The following is a 24537-nucleotide window of genomic DNA, read 5'->3' on the forward strand; positions in this document are numbered from 1 at the left end:
ATTCATCTGAAATTTCCCGCGACATTGTGCCCTCATCCCCTTGCCAAGGCTGGACATAATTTGCGATCAAGCTTAGAACGCGCCGGATTGCCGGGGAATCTATGGCCGAAATGTGTCCAGATCGATTCGTCAGCAGAGGGGGCGGGGCGGAATTCCGCGATAATTGCGCAGAGGATGGTTAAGCCGTGAGCGAACACGTAACGACAAGCGAGGCTTCAGCAGAGCCCACTCGCCGTGATTTCCTTTATCTCACCACTGGTATGGCGGGCGCTGTCGGCGCCGTTGCTGTCGCATGGCCGTTCATCGACCAGATGCGTCCGGATGCATCGACGCTGGCGCTTGCCTCCATCGAAGTCGATGTCGCGAGCCTTGAGCCCGGCATGTCGCTGACGGTCAAGTGGCGCGGCAAGCCGATCTTTATCCGCAACCGCACACCGGAGGAAGTGAAAGCGGCAGCTGATGTTCCGCTGGCGGATCTCAAGGATCCGATCGCGCGCAACGCAAACCTTCCACCTGAAGCGCAGGCAACCGGTGTTGACCGTTCGGGTGGCAAGGACAAGGAAAATTGGATCGTCATGATCGGCACCTGCACCCATCTCGGTTGCGTTCCGCTCGGTCAGGCCGGTGAGTACAATGGTTGGTTCTGTCCCTGCCATGGCTCGGTCTACGACACGGCCGGCCGCATTCGCAAAGGCCCTGCGCCGCAGAACCTGGCGATTCCGACCTTTTCATTTGTGTCCGATACCAAAATCAAGATCGGTTGAGGGGAGACTGATTTATGAGTGGCCATTCCAGCTACGAACCATCAACCGGCTTCGAAAAATGGGTCGATGCGCGCCTGCCTCTGCCGCGCATGGTCTATGACAGCTTCGTGGCATATCCGGTTCCCAGAAACCTGAACTACGCCTATACCTTCGGCGCGATGCTTTCCGTGATGCTGATCGTGCAGATCCTGACGGGTGTCGTGCTCGCCATGCACTACGCCGCCGACACGACGATCGCTTTCAACTCCGTTGAAAAGATCATGCGCGACGTAAACCACGGGTGGCTGCTGCGCTACCTGCATGCCAACGGCGCATCCTTCTTCTTCGTCGCCGTCTATCTGCACATTGCCCGGGGCCTCTACTATGGCTCTTACAAGGCACCGCGCGAAATCCTCTGGATCCTGGGCGTGGTCATCTACCTGCTGATGATGGCGACGGGCTTCATGGGCTACGTCCTGCCCTGGGGGCAGATGTCCTTCTGGGGCGCGACCGTCATTACCGGCTTCTTTTCGGCCTTCCCGCTGGTCGGCGAATGGGTGCAGCAGTTCCTGCTGGGCGGCTTTGCCGTCGATCAGCCGACGCTGAACCGTTTCTTCTCGCTGCATTACCTGCTGCCTTTCATGATTGCGGGCGTCGTCGTCCTGCATATCTGGGCGCTGCATGTGACCGGCCAGACGAACCCGACCGGCGTCGAGGTCAAGACGAAGACGGACACGGTGCGTTTCACGCCCTATGCGACGATGAAGGACGCCCTCGGCGTCTCCGTCTTTCTGCTCGTTTACGCCTATTTCGTCTTCTACCTGCCGAACTTCCTCGGTCACGCCGATAACTACATCCCGGCCGATCCGTTGAAGACGCCCGCCCACATCGTTCCCGAATGGTACTTCCTGCCGTTCTACGCGATGCTGCGTTCGATCACCTTCAACATCGGCCCGATCGACTCCAAACTCGGTGGCGTGCTCGTGATGTTCGGCGCAATCATCGTGCTCTTCTTCCTGCCGTGGCTTGACACCTCGAAGGTCCGTTCGGCGGTCTATCGTCCCTGGTACAAGCTGTTCTTCTGGCTGTTCGTGCTCAACGCGATCATCCTCGGCTGGCTCGGTTCGCAGCCTGCGGAAGGCAGCTACGTCATCGTGTCGCAGATCTGCACGCTTCTCTACTTCGCCTTCTTCCTGGTCGCGATGCCAGTTCTGGGTCTGGTGGAAACGCCGCGCCGCATCCCGAACTCGATCACTGAAGCGGTGCTTGAAAAGCGCAACAAGACCACTGGCGCCGCCGCGGCGGCCAATGCGTAAGCGAGCGACGGAAGGGAATAGAACTATGAAAACGCTTGTTGCAAGCATTCTGCCGCTTGCCGTCGCCGCTCTCCTTGGCAGTGCCGCTTTCGCAGAGGAAGCGACGCCCGCGAATGGTGCAGCTCCCGCGCATCACGAGGAAGGCGCGACGCCGCACTATCCGCTAAAGGAGCCAAAGGAGCAGGAATGGAGCTTTGCAGGCCCCTTCGGCCACTACGACAAGGCTCAGCTCCAGCGCGGTCTCAAGGTTTACACGGAAGTCTGTTCTGCCTGCCATTCGATGAGCCTCGTGCCTTTCCGCACGCTCGACGAACTCGGTTATTCCGAGGCACAGGTGAAGGCATTCGCTGCCAATTACGAAGTTCAGGACGGGCCGGACTCGGCCGGCGAAATGTTCACCCGCAAGGCAGTCCCTTCGGATCATTTCCCATCGCCCTTCGCCAATGCTGAAGCGGCGGCTGCGTCCAACAACGGTGCGGCTCCGCCTGATTTTTCGCTGATCGCCAAGGCCCGTGAGGTCGAGCGCGGCTTCCCGCAATTCGTCTTTGACATCTTTACGCAGTATCAGGAAAGCGGCCCGGACTACATCTACTCGCTGCTGACCGGCTATGAAGAGCCGCCATCCGGCTTCCAGGTGGCTCAGGGCGCGCATTATAACCCGTATTTCCATGCTGCCGCCGTTCTCGCTATGCCGAAGCCGCTTTCCGACGGCCAGGTAACGTATGACGACGGCGCGCCGGCGACTGTCGATCAGTACGCCAAGGACGTTTCCGCTTTTCTGATGTGGGCCGCTGAACCGCATCTCGAGGAGCGCAAGCGCACCGGCTTCATGGTCATGGTGTTCCTGGCGATCTTTACGGTGCTGATCTACCTGACAAAGCGCTCGGTTTACGCCAACAAGGAACATTGAGCGTTCCGTGTCCGAATTCGAAAGGCGGCTTGCGAGCCGCCTTTTTTGTTGGTTCCACCCCCGGCAATTGATAGGGTGCAGCCGGTTTTATGCGCTCGCAGATACGGACTTTCCATGAACAATATGCTTTCGGAGCTTGCCGCCAGCATCCGCTCCATTCCTGACTATCCCAAGCCCGGCATCATTTTCCGCGACATCACCACGCTGCTCGGCAATCCCCGCGCTTTCCGCCGCGCGGTCGACGAACTCGTGCAGCCTTATGCGGGCCTGAAGATCGACAAGATCGCCGGCATGGAGGCTCGCGGCTTCATCCTCGGCGGTGCGGTGGCGCACCAGCTTTCCTCGGGCTTCGTGCCGATCCGCAAGAAGGGCAAGCTGCCGCATGACACCGTGCGGATCGCCTACAGCCTGGAATATGGCGTCGACGAGATGGAGATGCATCGTGATGCGGTCGAGCCTGGGGAGAAGGTGATCCTGGTCGACGATCTCATCGCCACCGGCGGCACGGCCGTGGGGGCGACGCAGCTTCTGCGCCAAATGGGCGCGGAAGTGGTCGGTGCCTGCTTCGTCATCGACCTGCCCGATCTTGGCGGTCGCAGGAAGCTGGAAGAACTCGGCGTCGTGGTGCACACGCTGGTCGAATTCACTGGACACTGACCCCTGTTGCGACGGGGTCAGTCGTACTCCAGCACACCGCTTTCGAAGCGCATCACCGGATCGCCGTTCTGATTGACGCCTTCGCAGAGAATGGTGTTGAGGTGCCACCCCGGCCGCGACGCGAGCGGCCGGCTGGAGAGAAGGGCGACGGAATAGCTCACGACGTCGCCTGCAAAGACGGGCCGCAGCCATTGCAGCTTCTGAAAACCGGGCGAGGGGCCGAGGTTCGGTGCCGTCAGGCCTCTTTCCCTAAGCGCGATGCTTTGCTTTTTCCAGAAGGCGAGGAAGGTCCGCATCCAGGCGGCCGTGGTATGCCAGCCCGAGGCGCAGAGGCCGCCGAAAAGGGTGTCTTTCGCCGCTTCCTTGTCGATATGAAAACGCTGCGGATCGTAGCGTCCGGCAAAGCGGATGATGTCTTCCTCGGTGAAGGCATAGCTGCCGATTTCGGCCTTCGCGCCGAAAGGATAAAGTTCGGACATTCTCATGCCGGCAGCTCCGGGTTCATATCGGCGTCCTGCGGGGGGCGCATGCGGATCATGACCGAATTCTCCGAAAGGCAGACGAGTTCGCCGCGCTGGTTTTCCAGCACGTGGCGGAATTTGACGATGCCCATGCCGGGGCGCGAGCGCATCGGCCGCGTTTCGAGTACGCTCGAATGGCCCTGCAGCGTATCGCCCGCGAGCACCGGCTTTCGCCATTCCATCAGATCGATGCCCGGCGCCCCCTCGCAGAGGGCGTTCAATATATAGCTGTCGGCCATCATGCGCATGAGCATTGCTGAGGTATGCCAGCCGGAAGCGGCAAGTCCGCCGAGGATGCTGGCGCGGCCGGCAGCTTCGTCGAGATGCATCGGCTGCGGGTCGAATTCTCTGGCGAACTCGATGATTTCTGCGGCGAGCACCAGCTTGGGACCGAGGGGGAAACGGTGTCCGGGCTCGAAATCTTCGAAAGACAGCTTTTCTGCCGGCATTTTCTCCTCCGCCATATGCAGCGCATAATGCTTACAATAGCATCCGCGCGGGCTCAATGATTCCGGGGAGAAACCGGTATGACTGAACTGAGGTCGATACTCGACGAAGCGGCGCGCGAGGGGCTAATTTCGCCGGAAGCGGGTGGGCGTCTTCTGCCGTTTCTCATCGAGCGCGGCGTTGCCGTTGCCGAAGCGCCGGTGACAACAACAGCCGAACCGCAGCAAACATGGTCGGATACCGAGACGCCGCGCTTCGTGCGCGGCTTCCACGACGTGCTGATCACCATCGGCGTTATTGTCGCGGTCGTCGGCCTCTGGGGGCTGGCGCCACTTTACGCCGTGCCGGTTGCCATCATCGTGCTTTCGGAAATCCTGGTGCGGCGCCAGCGGCTCGCTTTGCCGGCTGTCAGCCTGACGATCGCACTGTTCTGCTGGACATTTTTGATGATGTCCCGCGTCTTCACGCCGTGGACCTCCGAAATCGGGGCGGATCTGACGCAGTTCGTCGCCGGCTTTCCGATCCTGCTCGGCGTCTATTATGTCCGCTATCGCGTGCCGTTGTCGCTGGCGCTCACCATCATGTCGACGCTTGCTTTGGTGCTCACGCTGCTTTTGCGACTGGTGCAAGGTCTCAGCGGCAATCCCGCGTTTTTTGTCGATCATCTTGGTGTGCTGGCCGCGGTCGCTTTCGTGTGCGCGCTCGGCCTGTTCGCGACGGCGCTTTATTTCGATCTCGGCGACCGGCTGCGGCGGACGACGCGTTCGGATATCGCCTTTTGGCTGCATCTCGGCGCGGCGCCGGCGCTGCTCTACAGTGCCGTCTCCCTACTGTCGTTCGGGGAAAGCGGCAGGATCTTCGACCTGGCGAACATGTCGGCCCGGACTCCCGTGGTCGTCGCGACCGTGGCGGCGCTGATGCTGATCGGCCTCGTCATCGATCGTCGCGCCTTCGTCACGTCGGGGCTGCTGTCCCTCGGCTTTGCGATCTTCAGCGTCGTTCGGAAGGGAAATGCGACTGTCGACACCTACATCTTCACGACGCTGATCGTCGTCGGCGCGATCGTGCTCATTATCGGAACAGGCTGGATGCCGCTTCGGCGGCTGGTGCTCAGGGCACTGCCGCCGGCAATCGCAAACAGGCTGCCGCCCGGTTAACGCGGCAACGATTTCATCAGGTGTTGAAACGGAAGTGGATGACGTCGCCGTCCTGGACGACGTATTCCTTGCCTTCGTCGCGCGCCTTGCCGGCATCCTTGGCGCCAACTTCGCCATTGTACTTGATGTAATCGTCGTAGGCGATGGTGTTGGCGCGGATGAAGCCGCGTTCGAAATCCGAGTGGATGACGCCGGCGGCTTGCGGCGCCTTGGTGCCGCGCTCGATCGTCCAGGCGCGCGTTTCCTTCGGGCCGACGGTGAAATAGGTGATGAGGTCGAGCAGCTTGTAGCCGGCGCGAATCAGCCGGTCGAGGCCCGCCTCGTCAAGGCCGAGGGCAGAGAGGAATTCCTTGGCTTCCTCTTCGGCAAGCTGCGCCACCTCAGCTTCGATCGCCGCCGAGATGATGACGGTTTCGGCACCCTGCTCCTTCGCCATGGCGGCGACGGCGGCGGTGAATTCGTTGCCGGTCGAGGCATCGCCTTCGGCGACATTGCAGACGTAGAGCACCGGATGCGAGGTGAGGAGGTTGAGGCCCTTGAGGATAGCGATCTCCTCGGCATCGAGCTTCGACAGCAGCGTGCGCACCGGCTTGCCTTCGTTGAGCAGCTTCAGCGAGGCTTCCATGATCGGCAGCATCGCCATCGACTCCTTGTCCTTGCCGGTGGCGCGCTTGCGCGTCTGCTCGGTTCGGCGCTCCAGGCTCTCGAGATCGGCGAGCATCAGCTCGGTCTCGATCGTCTCGGCATCGGCGACCGGATTGATACGGCCCTCGACATGGGTGATGTCGCTGTCCTCGAAACAACGCAACACGTGCACGATGGCGTCGACTTCGCGGATATTGGCGAGGAACTGGTTGCCGAGGCCTTCGCCCTTCGAGGCCCCGCGGACGAGGCCGGCGATGTCGACGAAGGAGATGCGGGTCGGGATCAGTTCCTTCGACTTGGCGATGTCGGCGAGCTTGCGCATGCGCGGATCGGGCACCGCGACTTCGCCGGTGTTCGGCTCGATGGTGCAGAAGGGGTAGTTCGCCGCCTGCGCGGCCGCCGTCTTGGTGAGCGCGTTGAAGAGGGTCGATTTGCCGACGTTCGGCAGACCGACGATGCCGCATTTGAAGCCCATGGCTTGATCCATATCTAGTGGTAAACTTTGCCCTGCCTATGCGGGAATGGCCGGCTCGGGTCAAGGGTTTGCGGCACGAATCGAAAAAGCAAGGCCGGCCGGCTTGAAGGTAAGGCGGTTTAGCCTTACCTTTGGCGGAAAGGATAGAGCTGACATGACAACCCTGACAGTGACGGCAAAAGGACAGGTCACCTTGAGAAAAGAAGTGCTTCGGCACCTCGGGATTAGGCCCGGCGACAAGATCGATGTCGATCTCCTGCCTGGTGGCAAGCTTGAGGTCGTTGCGGTCAAAACGCAGCCGGCCAGCGGCTCCATCGAGAGTTTCTTCGGAAGTATCGAGAACAAGGGCAATGTCCATGCGACGCTCAAGGAGATCGATGAGGCCATAAAGGCGGGCGGGGCTGGCGAGGTCGGCGTCGCTGATGATCGTTGATACGAATGTGCTCGTGCGGGCGGCCGTGGATGACGATCCGAAGCAAACGGAACGTGCAAGGATGTTGATGCGCGAGGCTGAGCAGCTGTTCGTCTCCAACTTGACGTTCTGCGAGTTCGTTTGGGTCGTCGGTCGGATTTATCGCAAAAGCGCCGCCGAGATCGCCGCGACAATCCGGCTGTTGATAGCCGACAGGAAGGTCGTCTACGATAGAGCAGCTGTCGAGGCTGGATTGTCCTTCCTCGATGCCGGCGGGGATTTCGCCGATGGCGTCATCGTCTTGGAAGGCCGCAGGCTTGGCGGCGAAGTATTCGCGACCTTCAACAGGAAGGCTGCCGCCATCGTCGAAAGCGCCGGGCGAGCCTGCCTGCTGCTCTCGTCGGAGTGATATCCGTCATTGAACTGCCGTGCTGACGGTGCAATATAGTCCGGCGGATGTTTCTTCCGCCTTTTCATGTCATCAACGGGTGGATTTTCCGATGAGTGACAATGACGTTGCCCTGAAACCGAAGACCAAGGTGAAGCCGAAGCTGGAGAGGCCGAAGCTCTACAAGGTCATTCTCGTCAACGACGATTATACGCCGCGCGAATTCGTCATCGTGATCCTGAAGGTCGTTTTCCGCATGAGCGAGGAGACCGGCTATCGGGTGATGATGACGGCGCACAAGCTCGGCTCCTGCGTGGTCGTCGTCTGCGCTAAGGATATTGCCGAGACCAAGGCCAAGGAGGGCATCGACCTTGCCAAGGAGATGGGCTTTCCGTTGATGTTCACCACCGAGCCTGAGGAATAGCTGGGCTCAGGGCCGGCGGATCTGATAGCCCGTCTTGTCCTGCAGGAAGAGGCAAGTCTCGTAGAAGCGCAGCGTCGCCGGGTTTTTATAGCCGGTGAGCCGCATCACCTTGTAACAGCCGGCGTTCCGCGTCAGATTTGGGACGATGATCACCGCGAGGTCGCAGCAGCAAAATTGCCAGCAAAGCCGATGAACAGGTCATGCCGGGCTGAGCGAGGTTGGCGGACAAGATTGCCGGCGCCGGAGGGACGTTAAGATCCTGGTCCGGCATCCGTCTTATTCCCCCTTGTTGCCGAACATCTTCTTCAGCATCTCGGCCATCGGGCCGCTGGTCGGCAGCTTCGGCTGATTGCTGTTGCGGGCCTGGCGGATATGCGATTGGCCGGCCGGCTTCTTGTCGCTATCCCTGCTTTCCTTTCGCGGATTCTCTTCCTCGGCCTTGCCGCCGAGCGCCAGCGCGATCTTGTTCATCAGCTGCGAATCCTCGTTTCGCACCAGCATGTCGGCATTGTCGGCGAGCGTATCGAGAAGCGGCTCCAGCCAGACCTTGTCGGCCTTGGCGAAATCGCCGAGCACGTGGTTCTGCACCATTTCCTTGACGCCGGGATGGCCGATGCCAAGGCGCAGCCGCCGGTATTCCTTGCCGCAATGGGCGTCCAGCGACTTGATGCCGTTATGGCCGCCATGGCCGCCGCCGGTCTTCAGCCGCGCCTTGCCAGGGGGCAGGTCGAGTTCGTCATAGATCGCGACGAGGTCGGCGGGCTGGAGCTTGTAGAAGCGCATCGCCTCGCCGACGGCCTCGCCGGAGAGGTTCATGTAGGTCTGCGGCTTGATCAGCAGGACCTTGTCGCCGCCAAGCTCTCCCTCCGCAATTTCCGCCTTGAACTTCTTCGACCAGGGGGAGAAGCTGTGGCGCCGATGGATGGCGTCGACGGCCATGAAGCCGATATTGTGGCGGTTGCCGGCGTATTTGCCGCCGGGATTGCCGAGACCCGCAATGATCAGCATGGCCTGTCGTCCTCGCTTAAGCTTTTCCGACGTTCACCACCCGGAAACGGGAGCAAAGTCAAGCGGAAAGGGCGGCGGGCGCACCGAGCGGCATCAGTCCGACAGGTTCATGCCGTATTTCTGGAAGATCTGCCTCTGGTCGCCATCAGCGATCAGCTTGTCGAGGGCAGCCTGCATCTTGGCGTGCAGATCGTCGGGAAAGCTCTTCTCGCAGGCGATGCCCATTGGCTGGGAGGAGAGCACGGTTACGATCTCCACCGGCTGATCGGCCTTCAGCTTTTCGAAGTAGAGTTCGGAGATCGGCATCATGTCGATGCGGCCGCTGAGCAGCTTGCGCAGTGTGGCGTTGAAGTCACTGGCGACGTCGAGCTTGGTGAAACCCTTCTCCTTCAGGATCGTCTCGGTGTAGTCCTCGCGCTGGGTGCCGATCGTATATTTCTTTGCCTCTTCGAGATTGCTGGCGGTGATGCCCGAACCCTTGCGGGTGATCAGGATGTTTCGGTCGATGAGCAGCGGTTCGACCCATTTGAACAGTGGGTCGCGCGCGCTGTTGTGGGCGGTGGCGAAAACACATGTCATCGGCGCGGTGCGGGCAAGGCTGAAAGCACGCGCCCAAGGCATGACCTCGATCGTGTAGTCGACGCCGATCGCGGCCATCACCTTCTCGACCTGCTCGACGGTCGCGCCCTTGATCTCTTTGCCTTCGCGATAGTTGAAGGGAGCGTAATCCTCGGTCGTGAAGGCAACCGTCTGTGCGTGAGCCGCGCAGGGCAGCGCCAGGCATGCGAGAAGCAGGAGCTTTTTCATCGTCTCATCTCCTTGGGTCTTCGTTTATGAGGCGCGCGCGACGGCCGACTGCGGGGCCATCAGTTCCTCGATGAGTGCGGCTGCGTGCTGCGGACGATGGAAGAGATAACCCTGGCCGTAGTCCAGACCCATCTGGTGAAGCGTGCGGCATTCCTCTTCCGTCTCGATGCCCTCAGCAATGACGGTGCAGTTCATCTTGTGGGACAGGGTGGTGATGCCTTCAATCAGCATGCGGCTCTTCTGGCGCACGTCGTCGTCGCCGTCGTTAATCGCGCGGGTGAAGGACTGATCGATCTTGATGATATCGACAGGGAAACGATTGAGGTAGCTCAGCGACGAGTAGCCGGTGCCGAAATCATCGAGCGCGATGCGGCAGCCGAAGCGGCGAAGTTCCGTGACAATCATGCGAATCTGCGGGTTGTCGTGCATCAGCACGGCTTCCGTGATTTCGACGACGATGCGCTCGGGGCGGATGCCGTGGCGACCGACGATCGCGGCAAGACGGGCAGGCAGCGCCGGCTCGAACTGCAGCGGCGAGAAGTTGATGGCAAGGTAGGTATCCTGCATCCCCGATATGCGAGAGATTTTCGCGAGATTGGAGATCGCCTTTTCCATGATGAGGTTGCCGACGCGGACGATCTTGCCCGTCTCCTCTGCGACGCTGATTATTTCGGCCGGCGGCATCAGGCCCTTCTGCGGATGGTTGAGCCGCATCAGCGCCTCGAAACCGGCGACGCCGCGGCCGTTCAGATTGACGATTGGCTGCAGGAACGCCTCGAACCAGTTCTCGGAGAGACCGGCTTCGATATTGGCCTCGATTTCGGCGCGGCTGCGGGCGCGGTCGAGCATGGCTTTGTCGAAGAGCTGTGCGCCGTTCTTGCCGTCCCGCTTCTTGGCATACATGGCCATGTCGGATTTCTGCAGCAGCTCGGCGGCGGTCGCGGCATGATGTGGGTAGATGGCGATGCCGATGGAAGCGCTCAGATGCATGTCCGGGGCAAATGGCGTTTCGAAGATTGAGGCGATCTGCTCGCACATCGCCTTTGCGCGTGTTTCGGCGTCTTTCGCCGGCAGCAGGATGGCGAACTCGTCGCCGCCGAGACGGGCCGCCTCGTCGGAGGGGGCAAGATGGGTCTTCAGGCGCTCGACGAGTTCGATCAGCGCCGTGTCGCCGGCAGCGTGCCCCATATTGTCGTTGATCCACTTGAAGCGGTCGAGATCGACGAAGAGGCAGGCGAGTTCCTGGCCGGCGGCGTCTGCGGCAGCGATTTTGTTGTCGAGCACCGCCTCGAAGCCCTGGCGGTTGAGGAGCCCGGTCAGATGGTCGGTGATTGCCTGGCGATGGTTGCGGTCCTCCGAAGCCTTGAGCTCGGTCACATCCGTCATGACGGACAGCGAGAGGCGATCGTGAGCGCCGGCGGCGGCTTCCGATTCCATAATGAGGACGTCCATGGTGCGGCCGTCCAGGCAGACGAATTTGACGGTGACCGTCATGCCATTTTCGCCCTGGCGGCGCTTGACGAACTTATCGCGGCTGCTTGACGTCACCAGATCTGCGAAATTGCGGCCGATGATCTCGGGGCGGCTATATCCGGTGGCAAGCAGCCAATAGTCGCTGACGGCGGTGATGCGGTCTTCCTCATCGAGCGAGAAGAGCATGGCGGGTGTCAGATTGTAGATATCGGTGGCGCGACGATGGGCGAGCTTCAGCTCCATCTCCTCGCTTTCGAGCTTGGTTTGCATCTCGTTGAAGCTCCGGGCAAGCCGTCCCATCTCGTCGTTCGACTGCCAGTCTACATGATGGCGCGAGCCGAGCTGCCGGGTGGCCTCGATTGCCGCCGTCAGACGCATCAGCGGCTGGATGACGAAGAATCGGTTGCCGATCAGCGCTGTGCCGAAAACGGTCAGAACCGCGAAGATGAAGATCGAAATGAAGACGACCTCTTCCTGCTTCAGACCGGAAAACAGTCCGAGGGCGGGATAATAGACGCTGATGCTGCCGAGGTTCTTCGGACCGTCGACGGTGTTGTAGATGATGGCACGCGACACCTGCACGAGCTTGCCGTCAAAGGAACGCGGAATCGTGGATTGGCTGACGTCGAGCTGGCCCGACTGATCACGCACCTCGACCTTGACGATGGCGCCTTGGGAAACGACCGTCGCGCTGATCTGGGTGACACTTTCCTCGTCGAGGTCCCAGAGCGGTTTTGCCAGCGCCTGAGCGTTGGCGACAAGAAGAACAGAGATATGGTCGCGTATTTCTTTGTCGGCGCGCTCCGAGGAAAGAAAAAGGAAGAGAACAAAAAGCGGAGCGACAAAAACAAGCAGCGCTCCGCAAACAATCCCAAAAAACCTGTTCTCAACGGAATTGTTCATGGTTCCGTCTACTCCCCCAGGCCGGCATATTTGCTGTCGCGCGTTCGGGCCGGCTTCTTCGCAGCTGACGGCCCATGCTTTCACGAATATGTTAAATGTTGCTGAAACGGAGGCTTGGCAGGCAATGAAAAGCCCGCCTTCCCCGTAAGCTGGCTCTAGAAAGTTGGATGGCAACTTTCTAGAGCCAGTTCACCGGGGAGGCGGGCTATATGCTTTCAATTGGTCGAAGCGATCAGGCTTCGGCTTCACCTTCAGCTTCCGTGGCGCTCTCGTCGACGCCGGCAGCCGGAGCGACGATGGTGGCGATCGTGAAGTCGCGGTCGATGACCGGGCTGACGCCCTTCGGAAGGGTGACTTCCGAAATATGGATGCTGTCGCCGATCTTCTTGCCGCTGAGGTCAATGTTGAAGAATTCCGGGATCGCATCGGCCGGGCAGTGAACTTCAACTGCGTGGCGGACGATGTTCAGAACGCCGCCGACCTTGAGGCCCGGAGACTTCGTTTCATTGACGAAGTGAACCGGGATTTCGACGGTCACCTGGGTGTTGCCGGAGACCCGCAGGAAATCGACATGCAGCGTGAAGTCGCGGACCGGATCGAGCTGGTAGTCCTTCGGCAGAACCTTGTACTTCTTGCCGTCGACTTCGATGGTCGCTACGGTGGTCATGAAGCCACCGGCATGAATGCGCTTCGTCACCTCATTGGTGTTGATAGCGATGGCAATGGGGGCCTGCTTGTCACCATAGATGACAGCGGGAATCAAACCGTTGCGGCGAAGTTCACGGGCGGACCCCTTACCAACCCGTTCGCGCGCCTCGGCCTTGAGCTCGTAAGTTTCCTGGCTCATGGCTTTTCCTTTCGAGGTTATTTGGAGAGTTCGGCGGCGGGCAAAAGCCTTGTTCCGTCGAACCGGAGGCGGGTTTTCCCGTCCTCATCCGCGTTGCCTCCAAGGGTGTCTACGCGGACCGGTGGCCTATAGTATAAGTCGTCCTGAAACGCAAGTTGCCGATAGCGCCGGTTTTCCGACGATGGAGGGGCTTTCGCCGGGGCGCTCCATCATTTGAGAAGAGCGAACTCGCCCAGATTGCATCCGCACCCATCCCAATGCGAGAACCTTGTCGAAATCACTCGCGATCTGCACCTGGTCAAAGGCAAGATTGCCAGTGCCTATCGCCGCTTGGCTTGACATCGGCGCGCTTCGCATCTTTGGATGGCCGCAACCGAAAAGCGGCTGAGGAGAAAACCGGACCATGCGTCTCAAACTTGTCACGGCAACGAGTATGCTTGCCCTTTGCCTTTTCACCGGGGCCGAGGGCGCGGAGATCAACCAGGAGGGCGCCAATGCGGTCAAGGAGACCCTGACGAAGCTGCTTCCGCAGGATTTGGCAAAAAGCGGTCTCATCACCGTCAATCCGGCCGGCACGCGCTATGAGGTCATCTATGATCTGGCGAAGCTGCTTACCAAGGCCGATCCGGCGACGTTTGCGATCACAGGGCTGACACCGTTTTCGATGTTCGCCACGCCATTGGACAGCGGGCTCTGGAACGTCGAAGGCGACAACAAGCTCAACGTCTCGGGCCATTTCAAGGGTCCAGACCAGAAGCCGACGGATTTCACCTATTCCATCGCGTCGCTTGTTTACACCGGCGTCTTCGACCCGGCGATCAGCTATCTGCGCTCCGGCACCTTCGCGGCTAAAGACATCAAGGTATCAAGCAAGTCCGAAACCGAGGAAGTCCATGCCAGCATCGCCAGCATGGACCAGAAGCTGAGTTCGACCGACAGCACAGGCGGCAATGGACGTATCGATTTTGCCGGCAGCGGCTCGATGTCTGATTTCGTCGAGCAGGTTTCCGGCCTGCAAATGCCGCCCATCGAACTTCGTGCCGGCTCAATCGATGTCGATGCCAAGGTGAACGGCCTGCCGGCCAAGCAGATTCGCGAGATAGTCTTCTTCGTGCTCGACCATCTCGATGAGAAGGAATTGAGCCCGGAAAACAGTGACAAGATAAAGGGAATAGTGAAGGAAGCCTTCCCCCTTCTGACCTTGTTCAGCGAGACGATCGGGGTCAACGACCTGACCGTCAGCAGCGAGATGGGCAAGGGCGGCGCCAAGGCATTCGGCTACAACCTCGCCATCGATGGGCCCAGTGACGCAATGCGTTTTGGCTTCGGCATGAATGCGCAGGAGATCAGCCTCGACACACCGCTGATGCCGGCAAACTATTCGGCCTTCATGCCGAGCAACTTCGATTTCCAGCTCGCGCTTCCGAACCTGGATTTCGCAAGCTTCGGCGACGCGCTCATGGCGATGGATTTCAAAGATTCGGCGTCCGAGAAGACCGGCGAGGAGATGGCGAAGAAGCTCTTCCGCGATGGCCGGCTTGCCGTCGAGTTTCCGAAGATCAGTGCCAAATCGCAGGTCTATGACGTCGATATAACCGGCAGGATCGAAGGTCGCGTCGATACCGAGAAGGACTATTCGATGGAGGCGACGATCCTCGCCCGCGATCTCGACAAGACGATCGCGGCGGTCCAGGAGCTTGCCAAGACGGACCCCGATCTCAACCAGGTCTCCTTCGGCATCATGATGGTGAAGGGCTTTGCCAAGATCGATCCGGATGGCCGTTCGCGCTGGGACGTCAGCATCAGCCGCGACGGTTCCGTGGCGGTCAATGGCCAGCAGATCAAGGGACCGGATGGCCCGAATCAGGATCAGGGGCTGGAGTCGGACCAGGAGCAGGAACCGGATCAAGGACAGGACGTGATACCTGCGCCGCCGCAGCAGCCTTGAAGGTTCTCGATTGGAATCGAAAAAGAAAGAGGCCGGCTTGTGCCGGCCTTCAGGCCGCTGACAAACCACTGCAAAAGCCGTGTCGCCATCTTCGGCCTTGTGCCGAGGATCTCATCCGGCCGATTAAATATCTGAAAATAATGCTTTCCTGCCAAGGAATTGCAAGGGCCAGATGCTCGGCACGCCGAGTATGACGGAGGAGGCTTTTTAATCGAAAAGGCTGGAGACCGACTCTTCCTGGCTCGTGCGGCTGATGGCTTCGCCGATCAGCGGGGCCGTCGTCACGACGCGGATATTGTGCGCTGAAAGCACCGCCGTTGTCGGCTGGATTGAATCGGTGATGACGAGTTCACGCAGCTTCGAGGAGGTGACGCGGGTGACCGCGCCGCCCGAGAGAACGCCGTGCGTGATATAGGCGGTGACGCTGGAGGCACCCTGGGCGAGCAGTGCGTCGGCCGCATTGCAGAGGGTGCCGCCGGAATCGACGATGTCGTCGATCAGCAGGCAGTCCTTGCCGGTGACGTCGCCGATGATATTCATGACCTCGGATTCACCCGGCCGATCGCGACGCTTGTCAACGATGGCCAGAAGACAGTCCAGCCGTTTGGCGAGCGCGCGGGCGCGCACCACGCCGCCGACGTCGGGCGAGACGACCATGACGTTGCTGAGGTCATAATGGCTCTTGATGTCGCGCGTCAGCACGGGCATGGCGAAGAGGTTGTCTGTGGGGATATCGAAGAAACCCTGGATCTGACCGGCATGGAGATCGAGCGTCATGACGCGATCCGCGCCGGCTTCGGTGATGAGGTTGGCAACCAGCTTGGCGGAGATCGGCGTGCGGCCGGATGCGCGGCGGTCCTGACGGGCATAGCCGAAATAGGGAAGAACGGCCGTGATACGGCGTGCCGACGAACGACGCATCGCGTCGATCATTATCAGCAGCTCCATCAGGTGGTCGTTGGCGGGAAAGGCGGTGGGCTGCACGAGGAAGACGTCCTCGCCGCGCACGTTTTCCTGGATTTCCACGAAGATTTCCTGGTCGGCAAACCTTCGGACACTGGCTCTTCCCAAAGGAACATTGAGATAGTTGCAGATCGCTTCGGCGAGTTGCCGGTTCGAATTGCCTGCGAAAACCTTCATTTTGGTCCGCCTATTATGCGCTGATAGCCGCGCTTTTTAGTCAGCTTCCCCGTGAATGCAAGGGCAAAGGCGCCACAGACTTTCATATTTGCAAAAAGTTTGTGACTAACCACCCTGAGTTTGCCGCCAGGAGGTGAATTCCGCGATGGTTTTCGAAGCGATCTGTTGCATCACCGAAGCCGGGACACCCGCCCAAGGGTCGGCCGCGGCTGTCGGCACGCTTTCCTGGCCTTGGATTCGGTGCAGGCGGGCGCCGCCGCCATCGAGAACGTCCCAGACATAGACCACGGTGACCTTGCCTTCGTCACCGAAGGCAGAGAGGTAACCTTTGAGGATGTAATCGCTGCTCGTGTCATTCGAGCTCTTGATGGAAAGGCCGTGGGCGCGCGCCTCGGCGCCGAGCTGGCGCGAGAGCGGAGTCACGGCTTGCACCGGCGCCCCGATGATCGGCAGGAAGCGCACCGTATTGCCACGCGCGGAAGATGCGCCGGGCGCGAGGCCGGCGGTCTGCTGCGGTTGCTGCGTGTCAAGCAGCTGGCCGGGCTGTGTTGGAGTCTCGGCGCCGGCAGCGGCCGGCGGCAGCGCCTGTCCCTCGATCGGGGCGGAGGCGGCGGGCGAGGAGCCGTTTCTCGACAGCGCGTCTGCCTGCTCCTGCATCGTCGTCGGCGGCGCGCCGCTGCCGGGTCGATAGGTTCTTTGCGACTGATCATAGGCCGGATGATAGCCACTCGGCTGCGTGCTCCCGGCAAAAACCGGCTGGCGGGTGCCGGCCAGACGTTCTGCCTCGCCCTGCGTCATCGGACTTGACGGCGGAGTTCCGGAGGATTCGCCGATGCCGACTAGCGGCGTCAGCGCGTCGGTGGTGTTGCAGGCGGTCAGCAGAGCAATGACGAACAGGAGCGTGGGCACAGTCGCAGTTCGCGTCATCCCGTGATCCGTCCTTCCCACAATCGTACCAGCCCGCCCGGATTTATGCGGGCGGGGATGGTACTCTGTCAATTCCGGATTCTCACCGGTCAGCCCCGGTCTTCAAAGGCCGATGAAATCGAGCGAATGACGGGAAAGTGCGCGCGGCGCATCCGCGGTCGTCACGTAGGTCTGTCCGAGCGTCATTGCCGTGCCAGTATCGGAATCGGCAATGATCATGTGCACGAACAGCGACATGTTCGGCTCGATCGGCTGCGGATTGCCGACATGGAACATCTGGTGCTCCATCCAGGAGGGCGAGAAGCGGGCGCCGAGCGAATAACCGCAGGCATTCAGCCGGTGGCGGGCGAGGCCGCGCTCGTCCATGATCCTGGCATGCATGTCGAAGACGTCACCGAAGGTGTGGCCGGGCATCAGCACCGTCTCGATCGCCTCGATGGTTTCGCGGCAGGCATTGTAGAGCTCGCGATGGCGTTGCATCGGCTCGCCGATGACGATCGTGCGCATCATGGCGGCATGGTAATGCGCATAGGTGCCGGCCCATTCCAGCGTCAGCTGGTCGTTGGCGTCAAGCTTGCGGCGGCCGGCCTTGTAGCGGCAGAGCAGGGCGTCGGCAGCCGAGCCGATGATGAACTCGTTGGCGGGATAATCGCCGCCGCCGGAAAAGACCGCACCCTGCATGGCGGCGAGGATATCGGCTTCGTCAGCGCCGGGCCTGGTCAGCCGGATCGCGGCGTCGAGCGCGTCGTCGGCGAGAGCGGCGGCGCGCTCGACATAGGCGACCTCCGTCGGACTCTTGACGAGACGAAGACGGCTGACGAGATAGGAGGCGTCGACGATCTGGCCGAAAGTGGTCAATTGTGCGTCGAGCAGACGGGCGACGCGGCCGGTCATGCCGTGGGTGTCATATTCGACGCCGATGCGGGCGCCGAGCAGATCCATCTCGACCATGAGGTTCTTCAGGTCGAGCGTCGGATCGGCATTGACCCTGTCGACCCAGATGTGGACGTCCTCAAGGATCGATGTGTGTCTGGCCTGGCGAAGATCCGCCGAGCGGGTGATCAGCGCCATGGTGCCGTCGCTCTTGACGATCAGCGTCTGGAAAAAGCAGTAGCCGAAGGTGTCGTAGCCGGTCAGCCAGTACATGCTTTCCTGGGCGAAGAGCAGCAGGGCGTCGAGCTTTTCTTCCTTCATCTTCTCGGTGAGGCGCGCAAGCCGGCTTGCGAACTCGGCCTTTTCGAAGTGCAGTGCCATTCTGCTCAAGTCTCCCTGATTGATATCGCTGAAATCTGGCGGCCGTAGTCCGGCTCGCCGCGATGTGTCGTCCGGCGATAGGAAAAGAAGCGCTCGCTATCCGGATAGGTGCAGAGCCCGAGGCTTTCGGCCTGCACGCCAGCCCGCGTCAGCCTGTCGATCGTCAGCGCCGGCAGATCGAACATGGCGCGGCCCGGCGTTGCGGACGGCTTGAAAAAGCGTTCGTAGTCCGAATTCTCGGCGACGAAGCGATCGACGAATTCCGGCCCGACCTCGTAACTCGCCTGACTGATCGAGGGGCCGAGGCAGGCCAGTATGCTGGCGCGGTCGGCTCCCAATGCTTCCATGGCGGCAATGGTGTTTTCGAGAACACCGGTCAGCGCGCCCTTCCAGCCGGCATGGGCGGCGCCGATGACGCGATTTTCGGGGTCGGCAAAGAGGATCGGGCCGCAATCGGCGGCCAGCACGCCAAGGGCAATGCCGGGAACTGCCGTCACCATCGCGTCCGCGTCGGGACGGGCGCCATCGTAATCGGCGCCAATCGTCACGACGTCGGGCGAATGCACCTGATGAACAGTTGCCAGCCGCTCGAGCGGCAGATCGAACCAGGCGGCGACACGGCGGCGGTTTTCCACGACGTTCCCGCGCTCGTCGTTGGAGCCGAGGCCGACGTTGAGACCGCGATAGATCCCTTCGGAAACACCGCCTTTCCGGGTGAAATAACCGTGGCGGATGGTGCCGCCCGTCGCTTCGTTCAGCAGCGTGCTTTGGATCGGTGCGGGAGAGGCCGCGTCCTGCATCTGTAATTCCGGGTTTTTCGAGGGGTTTGTTTTGTCCCGAGCGCATCGCATCCACGGCGCGCTTCAAGTTCCTGTTTCGCGCGGATGTTGGCTCAGCCGCCTGCGCCCTGTCAATCCACCGGGCGAAAGGGCATGAGATCAACGGCAGGGTGGGAGACCGCCATGACCTTGAAGAGTTCGCCCATCCGACCCTCACCGGCGCCGGCAAGCCTGTCGATCGCCGACTGGATCACCTGCTGGGTCTGCGGTTCGCGGTCACGCCCGAGGGCGGCGGCGCGTTCGAGAATGCCGAGGCCGGTCAGAAAGTCACCCTGGTGCAGGGCGCCGTTCAGATGGAGGCCGGCCGTCATCGCCGTCTCGGCGAGCTGCTGGAAATCGACATGGCTCGTCAGGTCAGCTTCGCCGGGGTGAGCGAGCGGCGGATCGAATTCATGCATGCGCACCGCCTGCAGCGTATCGCCGAAGCCAGTGACGAGATGGCCGTAGTCGATGACCAGCGCCGTGCCGCCGAAGGCGCGCAGCCGCTCACAGATCGCCATCATCACGGCCTGGCGGGCGGGCGAGATCTCGAAGAGCGTGCCGAGCGGCAGGTTCTGCACCGGTTCCGGCAGTAGGGCAGGATCGATGCCCGCGACACCTGCGGCAAAGGTCAGTTCGCCATCGGCGTCAAGACCGACCATGCGCTCGCGGAAACCCGTTTGCGTGCGGACGAACTGCCGGATCGGGATCGCGTCAAACAATTCGTTGGCGGCAATCAGCGTGAAGCCCGGCGGGACCTCATCAAAGCCACCGTGCCACGCGATCCTTTCGCCATAAGCTTCGAGTGTCTGGCTCTGGACGTCGCGCAGGCGCTCGCTGGTTTCGACGAGATGCACGCTCATCGTGTCGAAGAGCGGCGGGGCAATGCGGGCGATGACGCGCAGCATATCCGCCATCATCGTGCCTCGGCCGGGGCCGATCTCGACCAGGCGCACATCTGCCGGCGTGCCATGACGCTGCCAGGCATGGACGACGAAGACGCCGATCATCTCGCCGAAGATCTGGCTGACTTCGGGCGCGGTGACAAAATCGCCGGAACGGCCGAAGGGCTCGCGGGTGCGGTAATAGCCGTGCTCGGGATCGGCGAGGCAGAGCGAGAAATAGTCGGTGACGCTGATCGGGCCGTTGGCCTGGATGATCGCCTTGATCTTTTCGCCTAGAGCGGTGGTCATGTCGCGCGTCCTGCCGGTTTAGAGCTGCGGCGCGGCCTGGCGACGGGCCCGCAGGATCGCCCAGAGGCCGAGCAGGATCATCGGGGAGGAGAGGATCATGCCCATGGTCAGCCAGTTGGTGCCGAGGAGGTAACCGAGCTGGGCGTCCGGCTCGCGGAAGAACTCGACGAAGATGCGCGACAGTGCATAACCGCAGACGAAGACGCCCGTGATGAAGCCAGGGCTTTTCAGCGCGCGCATGCCGTAGACGAGGGCGGCAAGCACCAGGAGCAGAACGATGCCCTCAAGGCCGGCCTCGTAGAGCTGGCTCGGATGGCGGGCGAAGGGACCACCGGTCGGGAAAACCACGGCCCAGGGGACGTCGCTCAGCCGGCCCCAGAGCTCGCCATTGATGAAATTGGCGATGCGGCCGAAGAACAGGCCGAAGGGAACGACGGCGGCGACGATATCGAACAGGCTCCAGATCGGAATGGCATTGCGGCGGGCAAAGATGATCATGGCGATCGTCGTGCCGGTCAGGCCGCCGTGGAAGGACATGCCGCCGTTCCAGATTTCGACTGCGCGGATGGGATCGCGCAGGATGGCGGAGAGGTCATAGAAGAAGATATAGCCGAGACGGCCGCCGAGCACGACGCCGAGGGCGGCCCAGACGATGAAATCGTCGAGCTGCGTCTTCGTCATCGGCGATGTATTGCCAGGCCAGAGACTGTCGTTGGCGGCGAGGCGGCGCGCATAGGCCCAGCCAAGCAGGATGCCGGCGACGTATGCCAGGCCGTACCAGTGAATCGCCAACGGACCGAGCGAAAAAGCGATCGGATCGATGTCCGGGAAAGGCATGATGGCAAGGAGATTGGCTGCTGTCGGCAAGATTTTCCCATCCGTTGAGGTCGGCGGAACATGCCGCCGCGATCCCGGACGGTCAAGTGCATTGTTCGTGATCGCTCCTCCGCTACCTGCTTCAGGATAAGGCTATCCCGCGCAAAGCGCTTGCATCCCAGGTGGCGAAGCCCTACCTCAATCTTCGGGGCCCCGAAGGGCTGAATTCACCTTATACGAAGGGAGAAAAACGCCATGACGACCGGAACGAACCGCATCATGGACGAGTTCGCCAAGCTGATGACCGACGCGGCAGGTGCCGCCCAGGGCGTCCGCAAGGAGATCGAGACGGCTTTCAACGCGCAGGCCGAGCGTTGGCTGAACAGCATGGACGTCGTCAAGCGCGAGGAATTCGAGGCCGTGCGCGAGATGGCGATCAAGGCGCGTGATGAAAATGAGGCGCTTGCCGCCCGTATCGCGGCGTTGGAGGCCAAGCTCGCCGGCGAGAGCCACTAAATTCCCATATGGCGCAGATGCGGCGTTGCCTTCATGCCACACGCCGCATCTGTCACAAAAAATTCCAGGTGAGTTTTCCACCTGTGGACACAGCCAAAAAAGCCAATACGCAGAGTCGTTTAATCTCCCTTCTGAATTGAGTTTCGAAGTGCTTTCCACAGCAGGTCCGCCCTATTTTCCCTTCTGGGGGCTGGCAGGTGGCAAGGGTCATTATACACTGATTTTAAATGATGATTCGAAGCGACTTGGTAAGCTCCGGGCAGGTTATCTGCGTTAAGTCTGGCAGCGGTTCAACGATCATCCGATGGTGGTTTCCGGTATTGCGTGTGTCTTTCTTGTGTTCGTATCCCAAGCTAAGCCGCATTCGTTCCGGTCAAGAAGGTGCTGCATGAACCTGATGGAATTGGAAGTCGAGCGTCAGTCGAACCCGGTCGATATGATCGAGTACGTGGCCTCCAACAACGACTGGTCGTTCGAGCGGTCCGGCGAGGACGAGATCGCAATGACGGTCGAGGGGCGCTGGGCGGACTATCACGTTTCCTTTTCATGGATGGAGGAATTCGAGGCGCTGCATCTTGGCTGCGCTTTCGATATCAAAGTCCCCGACATCAGGGTCAACGAGGTGGTCAAGCTGCTCTCGGCGATCAACGGGCAGGTGCTGATGGGTCATTTCGACCTCTGGCGTCAGGAAGATGTCGTCATCTTCAGGCAGTCGCTGCTGCTTGCAGGCGGCGCGGAGCCGACCAATCGCCAGGTAGAGGTGCTGCTTTCCAGCGCGCTCGACACCTGCGAAGCCTATTTCCAGGCATTCCAGTTCGTTGTCTGGTCCGGCATGGACGCGGCGAAGGCGATGGAAGCCGTGCTGTTCGAAACGGTAGGCGAGGCATAAGATGCCAGCGAAGGCTTTCTCCTCGGTAAATCCCATCGTGCTGATCGGCGCCGGAAACATGGGCGGAGCCATGCTCTCCGGCTGGCTGAAGAGCGGCGTTCCGGGTTCGGCCGTCATCGTTGTGGATCCCGGCCCCTCGTCGGCGATGCTGGCGACGATCAAGGAAGCCGGTGCGATGCATCTGACCACGGTCCCTGCGGAATTGAAGGCGAGTGTCTTATTCCTCGCGGTCAAGCCGCAGGTGATGGAGACGGTGTTGCCGGCGGTGAAGAGCGCCGTCGGACCGGCGACGGTCGTTGTCTCGGTCGCAGCCGGCAAGACGCTCGGTTTTCTCGAAAGACATCTCGGCAAAGCCGCCATGGTGCGAGCCATGCCGAACACGCCGGCTATGGTCGGCCGCGGTGTGACCGGGGCCTTTGCCAATTCAGGGGTCAGCAATCCGCAGCGCGAACGCGTCCATGCCCTTCTCAGCGTCTCCGGCCCGGTCGAATGGGTGCCTGCCGAGGCCGATATCGATGCCGTGACGGCGCTTTCCGGCAGTGGCCCGGCTTATGTATTCTATCTCGTCGAATGTATGGCGGAGGCAGGCCGAAAGCTCGGCCTGCAGGCGGACCTCGCCATGCGTCTTGCGCGGGAAACGGTCGCGGGGGCTGGTGAACTCTTGCACCAGTCCCCCGACGATGCTTCGCGGCTGCGCCAGAATGTGACGTCTCCCGGCGGCACGACGGCGGCGGCGCTCGCCGTGCTGATGGCGGAGAACGGCATGCAGCCCCTGTTCGACAAGGCGCTCGCGGCAGCGCGCAAGCGGGCCGAGGAACTGGCCGGCTGAGGAAGAACCACATGGCGGAAGAGATCAGCTACGCCGATTTCGAGCGTGTCGACATCCGTGTCGGTACGATCATCGAAGCTAGCCTCTTTCCGGAGGCGCGCAAGCCGGCTTTCAAGCTGCTCATCGATTTCGGCCCTGAGATCGGCATCAAGAAATCCTCGGCGCAAATCACCGTGCATTATACGCTGGAAACCCTGATGGGCCGGCAGGTGCTCGGCGTCGTCAACTTCCCGCCGCGGCAGATCGGGCCGCTCCGTTCGGAAGTGCTGACGCTGGGATTCGAGGACGAGAATGGCGCGATCGTGCTTGCGGCGGTCGAACAGCCGGTGCCGAACGGCAGGAAGATGATGTGAGTATCGGCTCACATCGTTTTGCCGGGTGCCTGATGTGTCTGCATTGGATGCTCAACGAGGCCTGATTTCCTGCAGAAAGGGATTGCTTCGCCGTTCGTCGCCGATGCGGCTGCCGGGCCCGTGGCCGCAGATAAAGCCAACATCGTCGCCGAGCGGCAGGACCTTGTCGCGGATCGAATCCAGCAGCTGCTGATGATTGCCGCCCGGCAGGTCGGTGCGGCCGATCGAGCCGTTGAAGAGCACGTCGCCGAGATGGGCGAAATTCTGCGCGCGGTTGAAATAGATTACGTGGCCGGGGGCGTGGCCGGGCGTGTGATAGACCTCGAATTCGTGGGCGCCGAAGGAGACCTTGTCGCCGTTCTTCAGCCAGCGGTCCGGCAGAACATTGCGCAATCCGGATATGCCGTATGTCGCGGCCTGGGTCTCTATCCGCTGCAGCAGCGGCAGGTCGTCCTGATGCGGGCCGACGATGTCGACGCCGAGCGCTTCCTTCAGCTCCCTGGCGCCGCCGGCATGGTCTAGATGACCGTGCGTCAGCCAGATTTCCTTGATGGTCAGGTCGCCTTTCTCAATCGCCTGAAGGATCAGCGGAACGTCGCCGCCCGGATCGACGACGACGCCTTCCCGGGTACCGGGATCGAAGAAGACCGTGCAGTTCTGCTGAAAGGGTGTCACCGGAATGATGCCGGCCTGGAGCATGCCCATAAGTGCCTCGCTTGGG

Annotated in this window: 27 protein-coding genes and 1 pseudogene; 13 read left to right on the forward strand and 15 right to left on the reverse strand. The window is 61.1% G+C overall.

Annotated elements, in window-relative coordinates; all coding sequences use genetic code 11:
- Positions 1-185 precede the first annotated feature (185 nt).
- The 4 genes from petA to HJC04_RS20685 all read left to right on the forward strand — a co-directional run bounded on the left by petA (position 186) and on the right by HJC04_RS20685 (position 3626).
- Positions 186-764 (forward strand): ubiquinol-cytochrome c reductase iron-sulfur subunit, encoded by a 579-nt coding sequence (gene petA / locus HJC04_RS20670; protein WP_011426278.1) that lies wholly within the window; start codon positions 186-188, stop codon positions 762-764.
- A 14-nt stretch (positions 765-778) separates the two neighbouring features.
- Positions 779-2059 carry a cytochrome b N-terminal domain-containing protein gene (locus HJC04_RS20675; protein WP_085778917.1) on the forward strand — a complete coding sequence of 427 codons (1281 nt, stop codon included), beginning with the start codon at positions 779-781 and terminating at the stop codon, positions 2057-2059.
- A 25-nt stretch (positions 2060-2084) separates the two neighbouring features.
- Positions 2085-2969, forward strand: a complete 885-nt coding sequence (locus HJC04_RS20680; RefSeq protein WP_210630459.1) for a cytochrome c1 — start codon at positions 2085-2087, stop codon at positions 2967-2969.
- Positions 2970-3083: 114 nt separating this feature from the next.
- A complete protein-coding gene (locus HJC04_RS20685; RefSeq protein WP_210630460.1) occupies positions 3084-3626 on the forward strand; it encodes an adenine phosphoribosyltransferase in 543 nt (180 codons plus the stop codon).
- Between the two features lie 17 nt (positions 3627-3643).
- On the opposite strand, the gene HJC04_RS20690 is transcribed toward HJC04_RS20685, so the two are convergent.
- The gene (locus HJC04_RS20690) at positions 3644-4111 is read right to left on the reverse strand and encodes a MaoC family dehydratase (RefSeq protein ID WP_221146962.1); all 468 of its coding nucleotides are present in this window, start codon (positions 4109-4111) and stop codon (positions 3644-3646) included.
- Positions 4108-4596: a MaoC family dehydratase gene (locus HJC04_RS20695; protein ID WP_210630462.1), complete on the reverse strand. Its 489-nt coding sequence runs from the start codon at positions 4594-4596 to the stop codon at positions 4108-4110. Before HJC04_RS20695 ends, HJC04_RS20690 begins: the two co-directional genes overlap by 4 nt.
- Before the next feature lie 78 nt (positions 4597-4674).
- On the opposite strand from HJC04_RS20695, the gene HJC04_RS20700 reads away from it, so the two are divergent.
- The gene (locus tag HJC04_RS20700) at positions 4675-5751 is read left to right on the forward strand and encodes a hypothetical protein (RefSeq protein WP_221146963.1); all 1077 of its coding nucleotides are present in this window, start codon (positions 4675-4677) and stop codon (positions 5749-5751) included.
- Between the two features lie 16 nt (positions 5752-5767).
- Here the strand turns inward: HJC04_RS20700 and ychF are convergent, their stop codons facing one another.
- Positions 5768-6871: a redox-regulated ATPase YchF gene (gene ychF, locus HJC04_RS20705; protein WP_020921909.1), complete on the reverse strand. Its 1104-nt coding sequence runs from the start codon at positions 6869-6871 to the stop codon at positions 5768-5770.
- Positions 6872-7025: 154 nt separating this feature from the next.
- Between ychF and HJC04_RS20710 the strand changes: the two genes are divergently transcribed.
- The 3 genes from HJC04_RS20710 to clpS all read left to right on the forward strand — a co-directional run bounded on the left by HJC04_RS20710 (position 7026) and on the right by clpS (position 8095).
- Complete coding sequence (locus HJC04_RS20710; RefSeq protein WP_221146964.1) at positions 7026-7304, forward strand: AbrB/MazE/SpoVT family DNA-binding domain-containing protein; 279 nt, start codon at positions 7026-7028, stop codon at positions 7302-7304.
- The gene (locus tag HJC04_RS20715; RefSeq protein WP_221146965.1) at positions 7294-7692 is read left to right on the forward strand and encodes a type II toxin-antitoxin system VapC family toxin; all 399 of its coding nucleotides are present in this window, start codon (positions 7294-7296) and stop codon (positions 7690-7692) included. Before HJC04_RS20710 ends, HJC04_RS20715 begins: the two co-directional genes overlap by 11 nt.
- A gap of 91 nt (positions 7693-7783) precedes the next feature.
- Positions 7784-8095: an ATP-dependent Clp protease adapter ClpS gene (gene clpS / locus HJC04_RS20720; RefSeq protein WP_221146966.1), complete on the forward strand. Its 312-nt coding sequence runs from the start codon at positions 7784-7786 to the stop codon at positions 8093-8095.
- Positions 8096-8101: 6 nt separating this feature from the next.
- Here the strand turns inward: clpS and HJC04_RS20725 are convergent.
- From HJC04_RS20725 to HJC04_RS20745, 5 genes and pseudogenes are all read right to left on the reverse strand, one after another.
- Positions 8102-8366, reverse strand: a pseudogene (locus tag HJC04_RS20725) (hypothetical protein).
- Positions 8367-8371: 5 nt separating this feature from the next.
- The gene (gene pth / locus HJC04_RS20730; RefSeq protein WP_210630467.1) at positions 8372-9103 is read right to left on the reverse strand and encodes an aminoacyl-tRNA hydrolase; all 732 of its coding nucleotides are present in this window, start codon (positions 9101-9103) and stop codon (positions 8372-8374) included.
- Between the two features lie 93 nt (positions 9104-9196).
- Complete coding sequence (locus HJC04_RS20735; RefSeq protein ID WP_210630468.1) at positions 9197-9910, reverse strand: ABC transporter substrate-binding protein; 714 nt, start codon at positions 9908-9910, stop codon at positions 9197-9199.
- A gap of 24 nt (positions 9911-9934) precedes the next feature.
- On the reverse strand, positions 9935-12286 hold the full coding sequence (locus HJC04_RS20740; RefSeq protein ID WP_210630469.1) for an EAL domain-containing protein: 2352 nt from the start codon (positions 12284-12286) through the stop codon (positions 9935-9937).
- A gap of 232 nt (positions 12287-12518) precedes the next feature.
- A complete protein-coding gene (locus tag HJC04_RS20745) occupies positions 12519-13133 on the reverse strand; it encodes a 50S ribosomal protein L25/general stress protein Ctc (protein ID WP_210630470.1) in 615 nt (204 codons plus the stop codon).
- A 403-nt stretch (positions 13134-13536) separates the two neighbouring features.
- On the opposite strand from HJC04_RS20745, the gene HJC04_RS20750 reads away from it, so the two are divergent.
- Complete coding sequence (locus HJC04_RS20750; RefSeq protein WP_221146967.1) at positions 13537-15081, forward strand: hypothetical protein; 1545 nt, start codon at positions 13537-13539, stop codon at positions 15079-15081.
- A 207-nt stretch (positions 15082-15288) separates the two neighbouring features.
- Here the strand turns inward: HJC04_RS20750 and HJC04_RS20755 are convergent, their stop codons facing one another.
- From HJC04_RS20755 to lgt, 6 genes are all read right to left on the reverse strand, one after another.
- Positions 15289-16221 carry a ribose-phosphate pyrophosphokinase gene (locus HJC04_RS20755; RefSeq protein WP_210630472.1) on the reverse strand — a complete coding sequence of 311 codons (933 nt, stop codon included), beginning with the start codon at positions 16219-16221 and terminating at the stop codon, positions 15289-15291.
- A gap of 105 nt (positions 16222-16326) precedes the next feature.
- Positions 16327-17148, reverse strand: coding sequence for a hypothetical protein (locus tag HJC04_RS20760; RefSeq protein WP_221146968.1), 822 nt, complete (start codon positions 17146-17148; stop codon positions 16327-16329).
- A 102-nt stretch (positions 17149-17250) separates the two neighbouring features.
- Positions 17251-18402 carry a Xaa-Pro peptidase family protein gene (locus HJC04_RS20765; RefSeq protein WP_221146969.1) on the reverse strand — a complete coding sequence of 384 codons (1152 nt, stop codon included), beginning with the start codon at positions 18400-18402 and terminating at the stop codon, positions 17251-17253.
- 5 nt (positions 18403-18407) lie between these two features.
- Positions 18408-19202: a peptidoglycan editing factor PgeF gene (gene pgeF, locus HJC04_RS20770; RefSeq protein ID WP_210630475.1), complete on the reverse strand. Its 795-nt coding sequence runs from the start codon at positions 19200-19202 to the stop codon at positions 18408-18410.
- A 110-nt stretch (positions 19203-19312) separates the two neighbouring features.
- Entirely contained in the window at positions 19313-20413 is a 1101-nt protein-coding gene (locus tag HJC04_RS20775; RefSeq protein ID WP_210630476.1) for a class I SAM-dependent methyltransferase, read from the reverse strand.
- Between the two features lie 18 nt (positions 20414-20431).
- Positions 20432-21280 (reverse strand): prolipoprotein diacylglyceryl transferase, encoded by an 849-nt coding sequence (gene lgt, locus HJC04_RS20780; protein ID WP_221146970.1) that lies wholly within the window; start codon positions 21278-21280, stop codon positions 20432-20434.
- A gap of 204 nt (positions 21281-21484) precedes the next feature.
- Between lgt and HJC04_RS20785 the strand changes: the two genes are divergently transcribed.
- From HJC04_RS20785 to HJC04_RS20800, 4 genes are all read left to right on the forward strand, one after another.
- Positions 21485-21745, forward strand: coding sequence for an accessory factor UbiK family protein (locus HJC04_RS20785; RefSeq protein ID WP_210630478.1), 261 nt, complete (start codon positions 21485-21487; stop codon positions 21743-21745).
- Positions 21746-22133: 388 nt separating this feature from the next.
- Positions 22134-22634, forward strand: coding sequence for a YbjN domain-containing protein (locus HJC04_RS20790; protein WP_004680153.1), 501 nt, complete (start codon positions 22134-22136; stop codon positions 22632-22634).
- Position 22635: 1 nt separating this feature from the next.
- Positions 22636-23463, forward strand: a complete 828-nt coding sequence (proC, locus tag HJC04_RS20795; RefSeq protein ID WP_221146971.1) for a pyrroline-5-carboxylate reductase — start codon at positions 22636-22638, stop codon at positions 23461-23463.
- An 11-nt stretch (positions 23464-23474) separates the two neighbouring features.
- Complete coding sequence (locus HJC04_RS20800; RefSeq protein ID WP_221146972.1) at positions 23475-23816, forward strand: tRNA-binding protein; 342 nt, start codon at positions 23475-23477, stop codon at positions 23814-23816.
- A gap of 51 nt (positions 23817-23867) precedes the next feature.
- On the opposite strand, the gene HJC04_RS20805 is transcribed toward HJC04_RS20800, so the two are convergent.
- Positions 23868-24521: an MBL fold metallo-hydrolase gene (locus tag HJC04_RS20805; RefSeq protein WP_221146973.1), complete on the reverse strand. Its 654-nt coding sequence runs from the start codon at positions 24519-24521 to the stop codon at positions 23868-23870.
- Positions 24522-24537 lie beyond the last annotated feature (16 nt).

Origin of the sequence: Rhizobium sp. NLR8a, from assembly GCF_019685235.1 — a bacterium.
GTDB lineage: Bacteria > Pseudomonadota > Alphaproteobacteria > Rhizobiales > Rhizobiaceae > Rhizobium.

What these genes read in the sequence shown, in the direction of transcription:
- HJC04_RS20745 (WP_210630470.1), bottom strand. Translation starts at nt 13,133, where the DNA reads ATGAGCCAGGAAACTTACGAGCTCAAGGCCGAGGCGCGCGAACGGGTT.
- clpS (WP_221146966.1), top strand. Translation starts at nt 7,784, where the DNA reads ATGAGTGACAATGACGTTGCCCTGAAACCGAAGACCAAGGTGAAGCCG.
- HJC04_RS20675 (WP_085778917.1), top strand. Translation starts at nt 779, where the DNA reads ATGAGTGGCCATTCCAGCTACGAACCATCAACCGGCTTCGAAAAATGG.
- HJC04_RS20710 (WP_221146964.1), top strand. Translation starts at nt 7,026, where the DNA reads ATGACAACCCTGACAGTGACGGCAAAAGGACAGGTCACCTTGAGAAAA.
- HJC04_RS20735 (WP_210630468.1), bottom strand. Translation starts at nt 9,910, where the DNA reads ATGAAAAAGCTCCTGCTTCTCGCATGCCTGGCGCTGCCCTGCGCGGCT.
- HJC04_RS20750 (WP_221146967.1), top strand. Translation starts at nt 13,537, where the DNA reads ATGCGTCTCAAACTTGTCACGGCAACGAGTATGCTTGCCCTTTGCCTT.
- HJC04_RS20785 (WP_210630478.1), top strand. Translation starts at nt 21,485, where the DNA reads ATGACGACCGGAACGAACCGCATCATGGACGAGTTCGCCAAGCTGATG.
- pgeF (WP_210630475.1), bottom strand. Translation starts at nt 19,202, where the DNA reads ATGCAGGACGCGGCCTCTCCCGCACCGATCCAAAGCACGCTGCTGAAC.
- HJC04_RS20805 (WP_221146973.1), bottom strand. Translation starts at nt 24,521, where the DNA reads ATGGGCATGCTCCAGGCCGGCATCATTCCGGTGACACCCTTTCAGCAG.
- HJC04_RS20775 (WP_210630476.1), bottom strand. Translation starts at nt 20,413, where the DNA reads ATGACCACCGCTCTAGGCGAAAAGATCAAGGCGATCATCCAGGCCAAC.
- HJC04_RS20765 (WP_221146969.1), bottom strand. Translation starts at nt 18,402, where the DNA reads ATGGCACTGCACTTCGAAAAGGCCGAGTTCGCAAGCCGGCTTGCGCGC.
- HJC04_RS20690 (WP_221146962.1), bottom strand. Translation starts at nt 4,111, where the DNA reads ATGAGAATGTCCGAACTTTATCCTTTCGGCGCGAAGGCCGAAATCGGC.
- HJC04_RS20685 (WP_210630460.1), top strand. Translation starts at nt 3,084, where the DNA reads ATGAACAATATGCTTTCGGAGCTTGCCGCCAGCATCCGCTCCATTCCT.
- HJC04_RS20755 (WP_210630472.1), bottom strand. Translation starts at nt 16,221, where the DNA reads ATGAAGGTTTTCGCAGGCAATTCGAACCGGCAACTCGCCGAAGCGATC.
- HJC04_RS20760 (WP_221146968.1), bottom strand. Translation starts at nt 17,148, where the DNA reads ATGACGCGAACTGCGACTGTGCCCACGCTCCTGTTCGTCATTGCTCTG.
- HJC04_RS20715 (WP_221146965.1), top strand. Translation starts at nt 7,294, where the DNA reads ATGATCGTTGATACGAATGTGCTCGTGCGGGCGGCCGTGGATGACGAT.
- HJC04_RS20740 (WP_210630469.1), bottom strand. Translation starts at nt 12,286, where the DNA reads ATGAACAATTCCGTTGAGAACAGGTTTTTTGGGATTGTTTGCGGAGCG.
- HJC04_RS20680 (WP_210630459.1), top strand. Translation starts at nt 2,085, where the DNA reads ATGAAAACGCTTGTTGCAAGCATTCTGCCGCTTGCCGTCGCCGCTCTC.
- HJC04_RS20695 (WP_210630462.1), bottom strand. Translation starts at nt 4,596, where the DNA reads ATGCCGGCAGAAAAGCTGTCTTTCGAAGATTTCGAGCCCGGACACCGT.
- ychF (WP_020921909.1), bottom strand. Translation starts at nt 6,871, where the DNA reads ATGGGCTTCAAATGCGGCATCGTCGGTCTGCCGAACGTCGGCAAATCG.
- pth (WP_210630467.1), bottom strand. Translation starts at nt 9,103, where the DNA reads ATGCTGATCATTGCGGGTCTCGGCAATCCCGGCGGCAAATACGCCGGC.
- HJC04_RS20700 (WP_221146963.1), top strand. Translation starts at nt 4,675, where the DNA reads ATGACTGAACTGAGGTCGATACTCGACGAAGCGGCGCGCGAGGGGCTA.
- HJC04_RS20800 (WP_221146972.1), top strand. Translation starts at nt 23,475, where the DNA reads ATGGCGGAAGAGATCAGCTACGCCGATTTCGAGCGTGTCGACATCCGT.
- proC (WP_221146971.1), top strand. Translation starts at nt 22,636, where the DNA reads ATGCCAGCGAAGGCTTTCTCCTCGGTAAATCCCATCGTGCTGATCGGC.
- HJC04_RS20790 (WP_004680153.1), top strand. Translation starts at nt 22,134, where the DNA reads ATGAACCTGATGGAATTGGAAGTCGAGCGTCAGTCGAACCCGGTCGAT.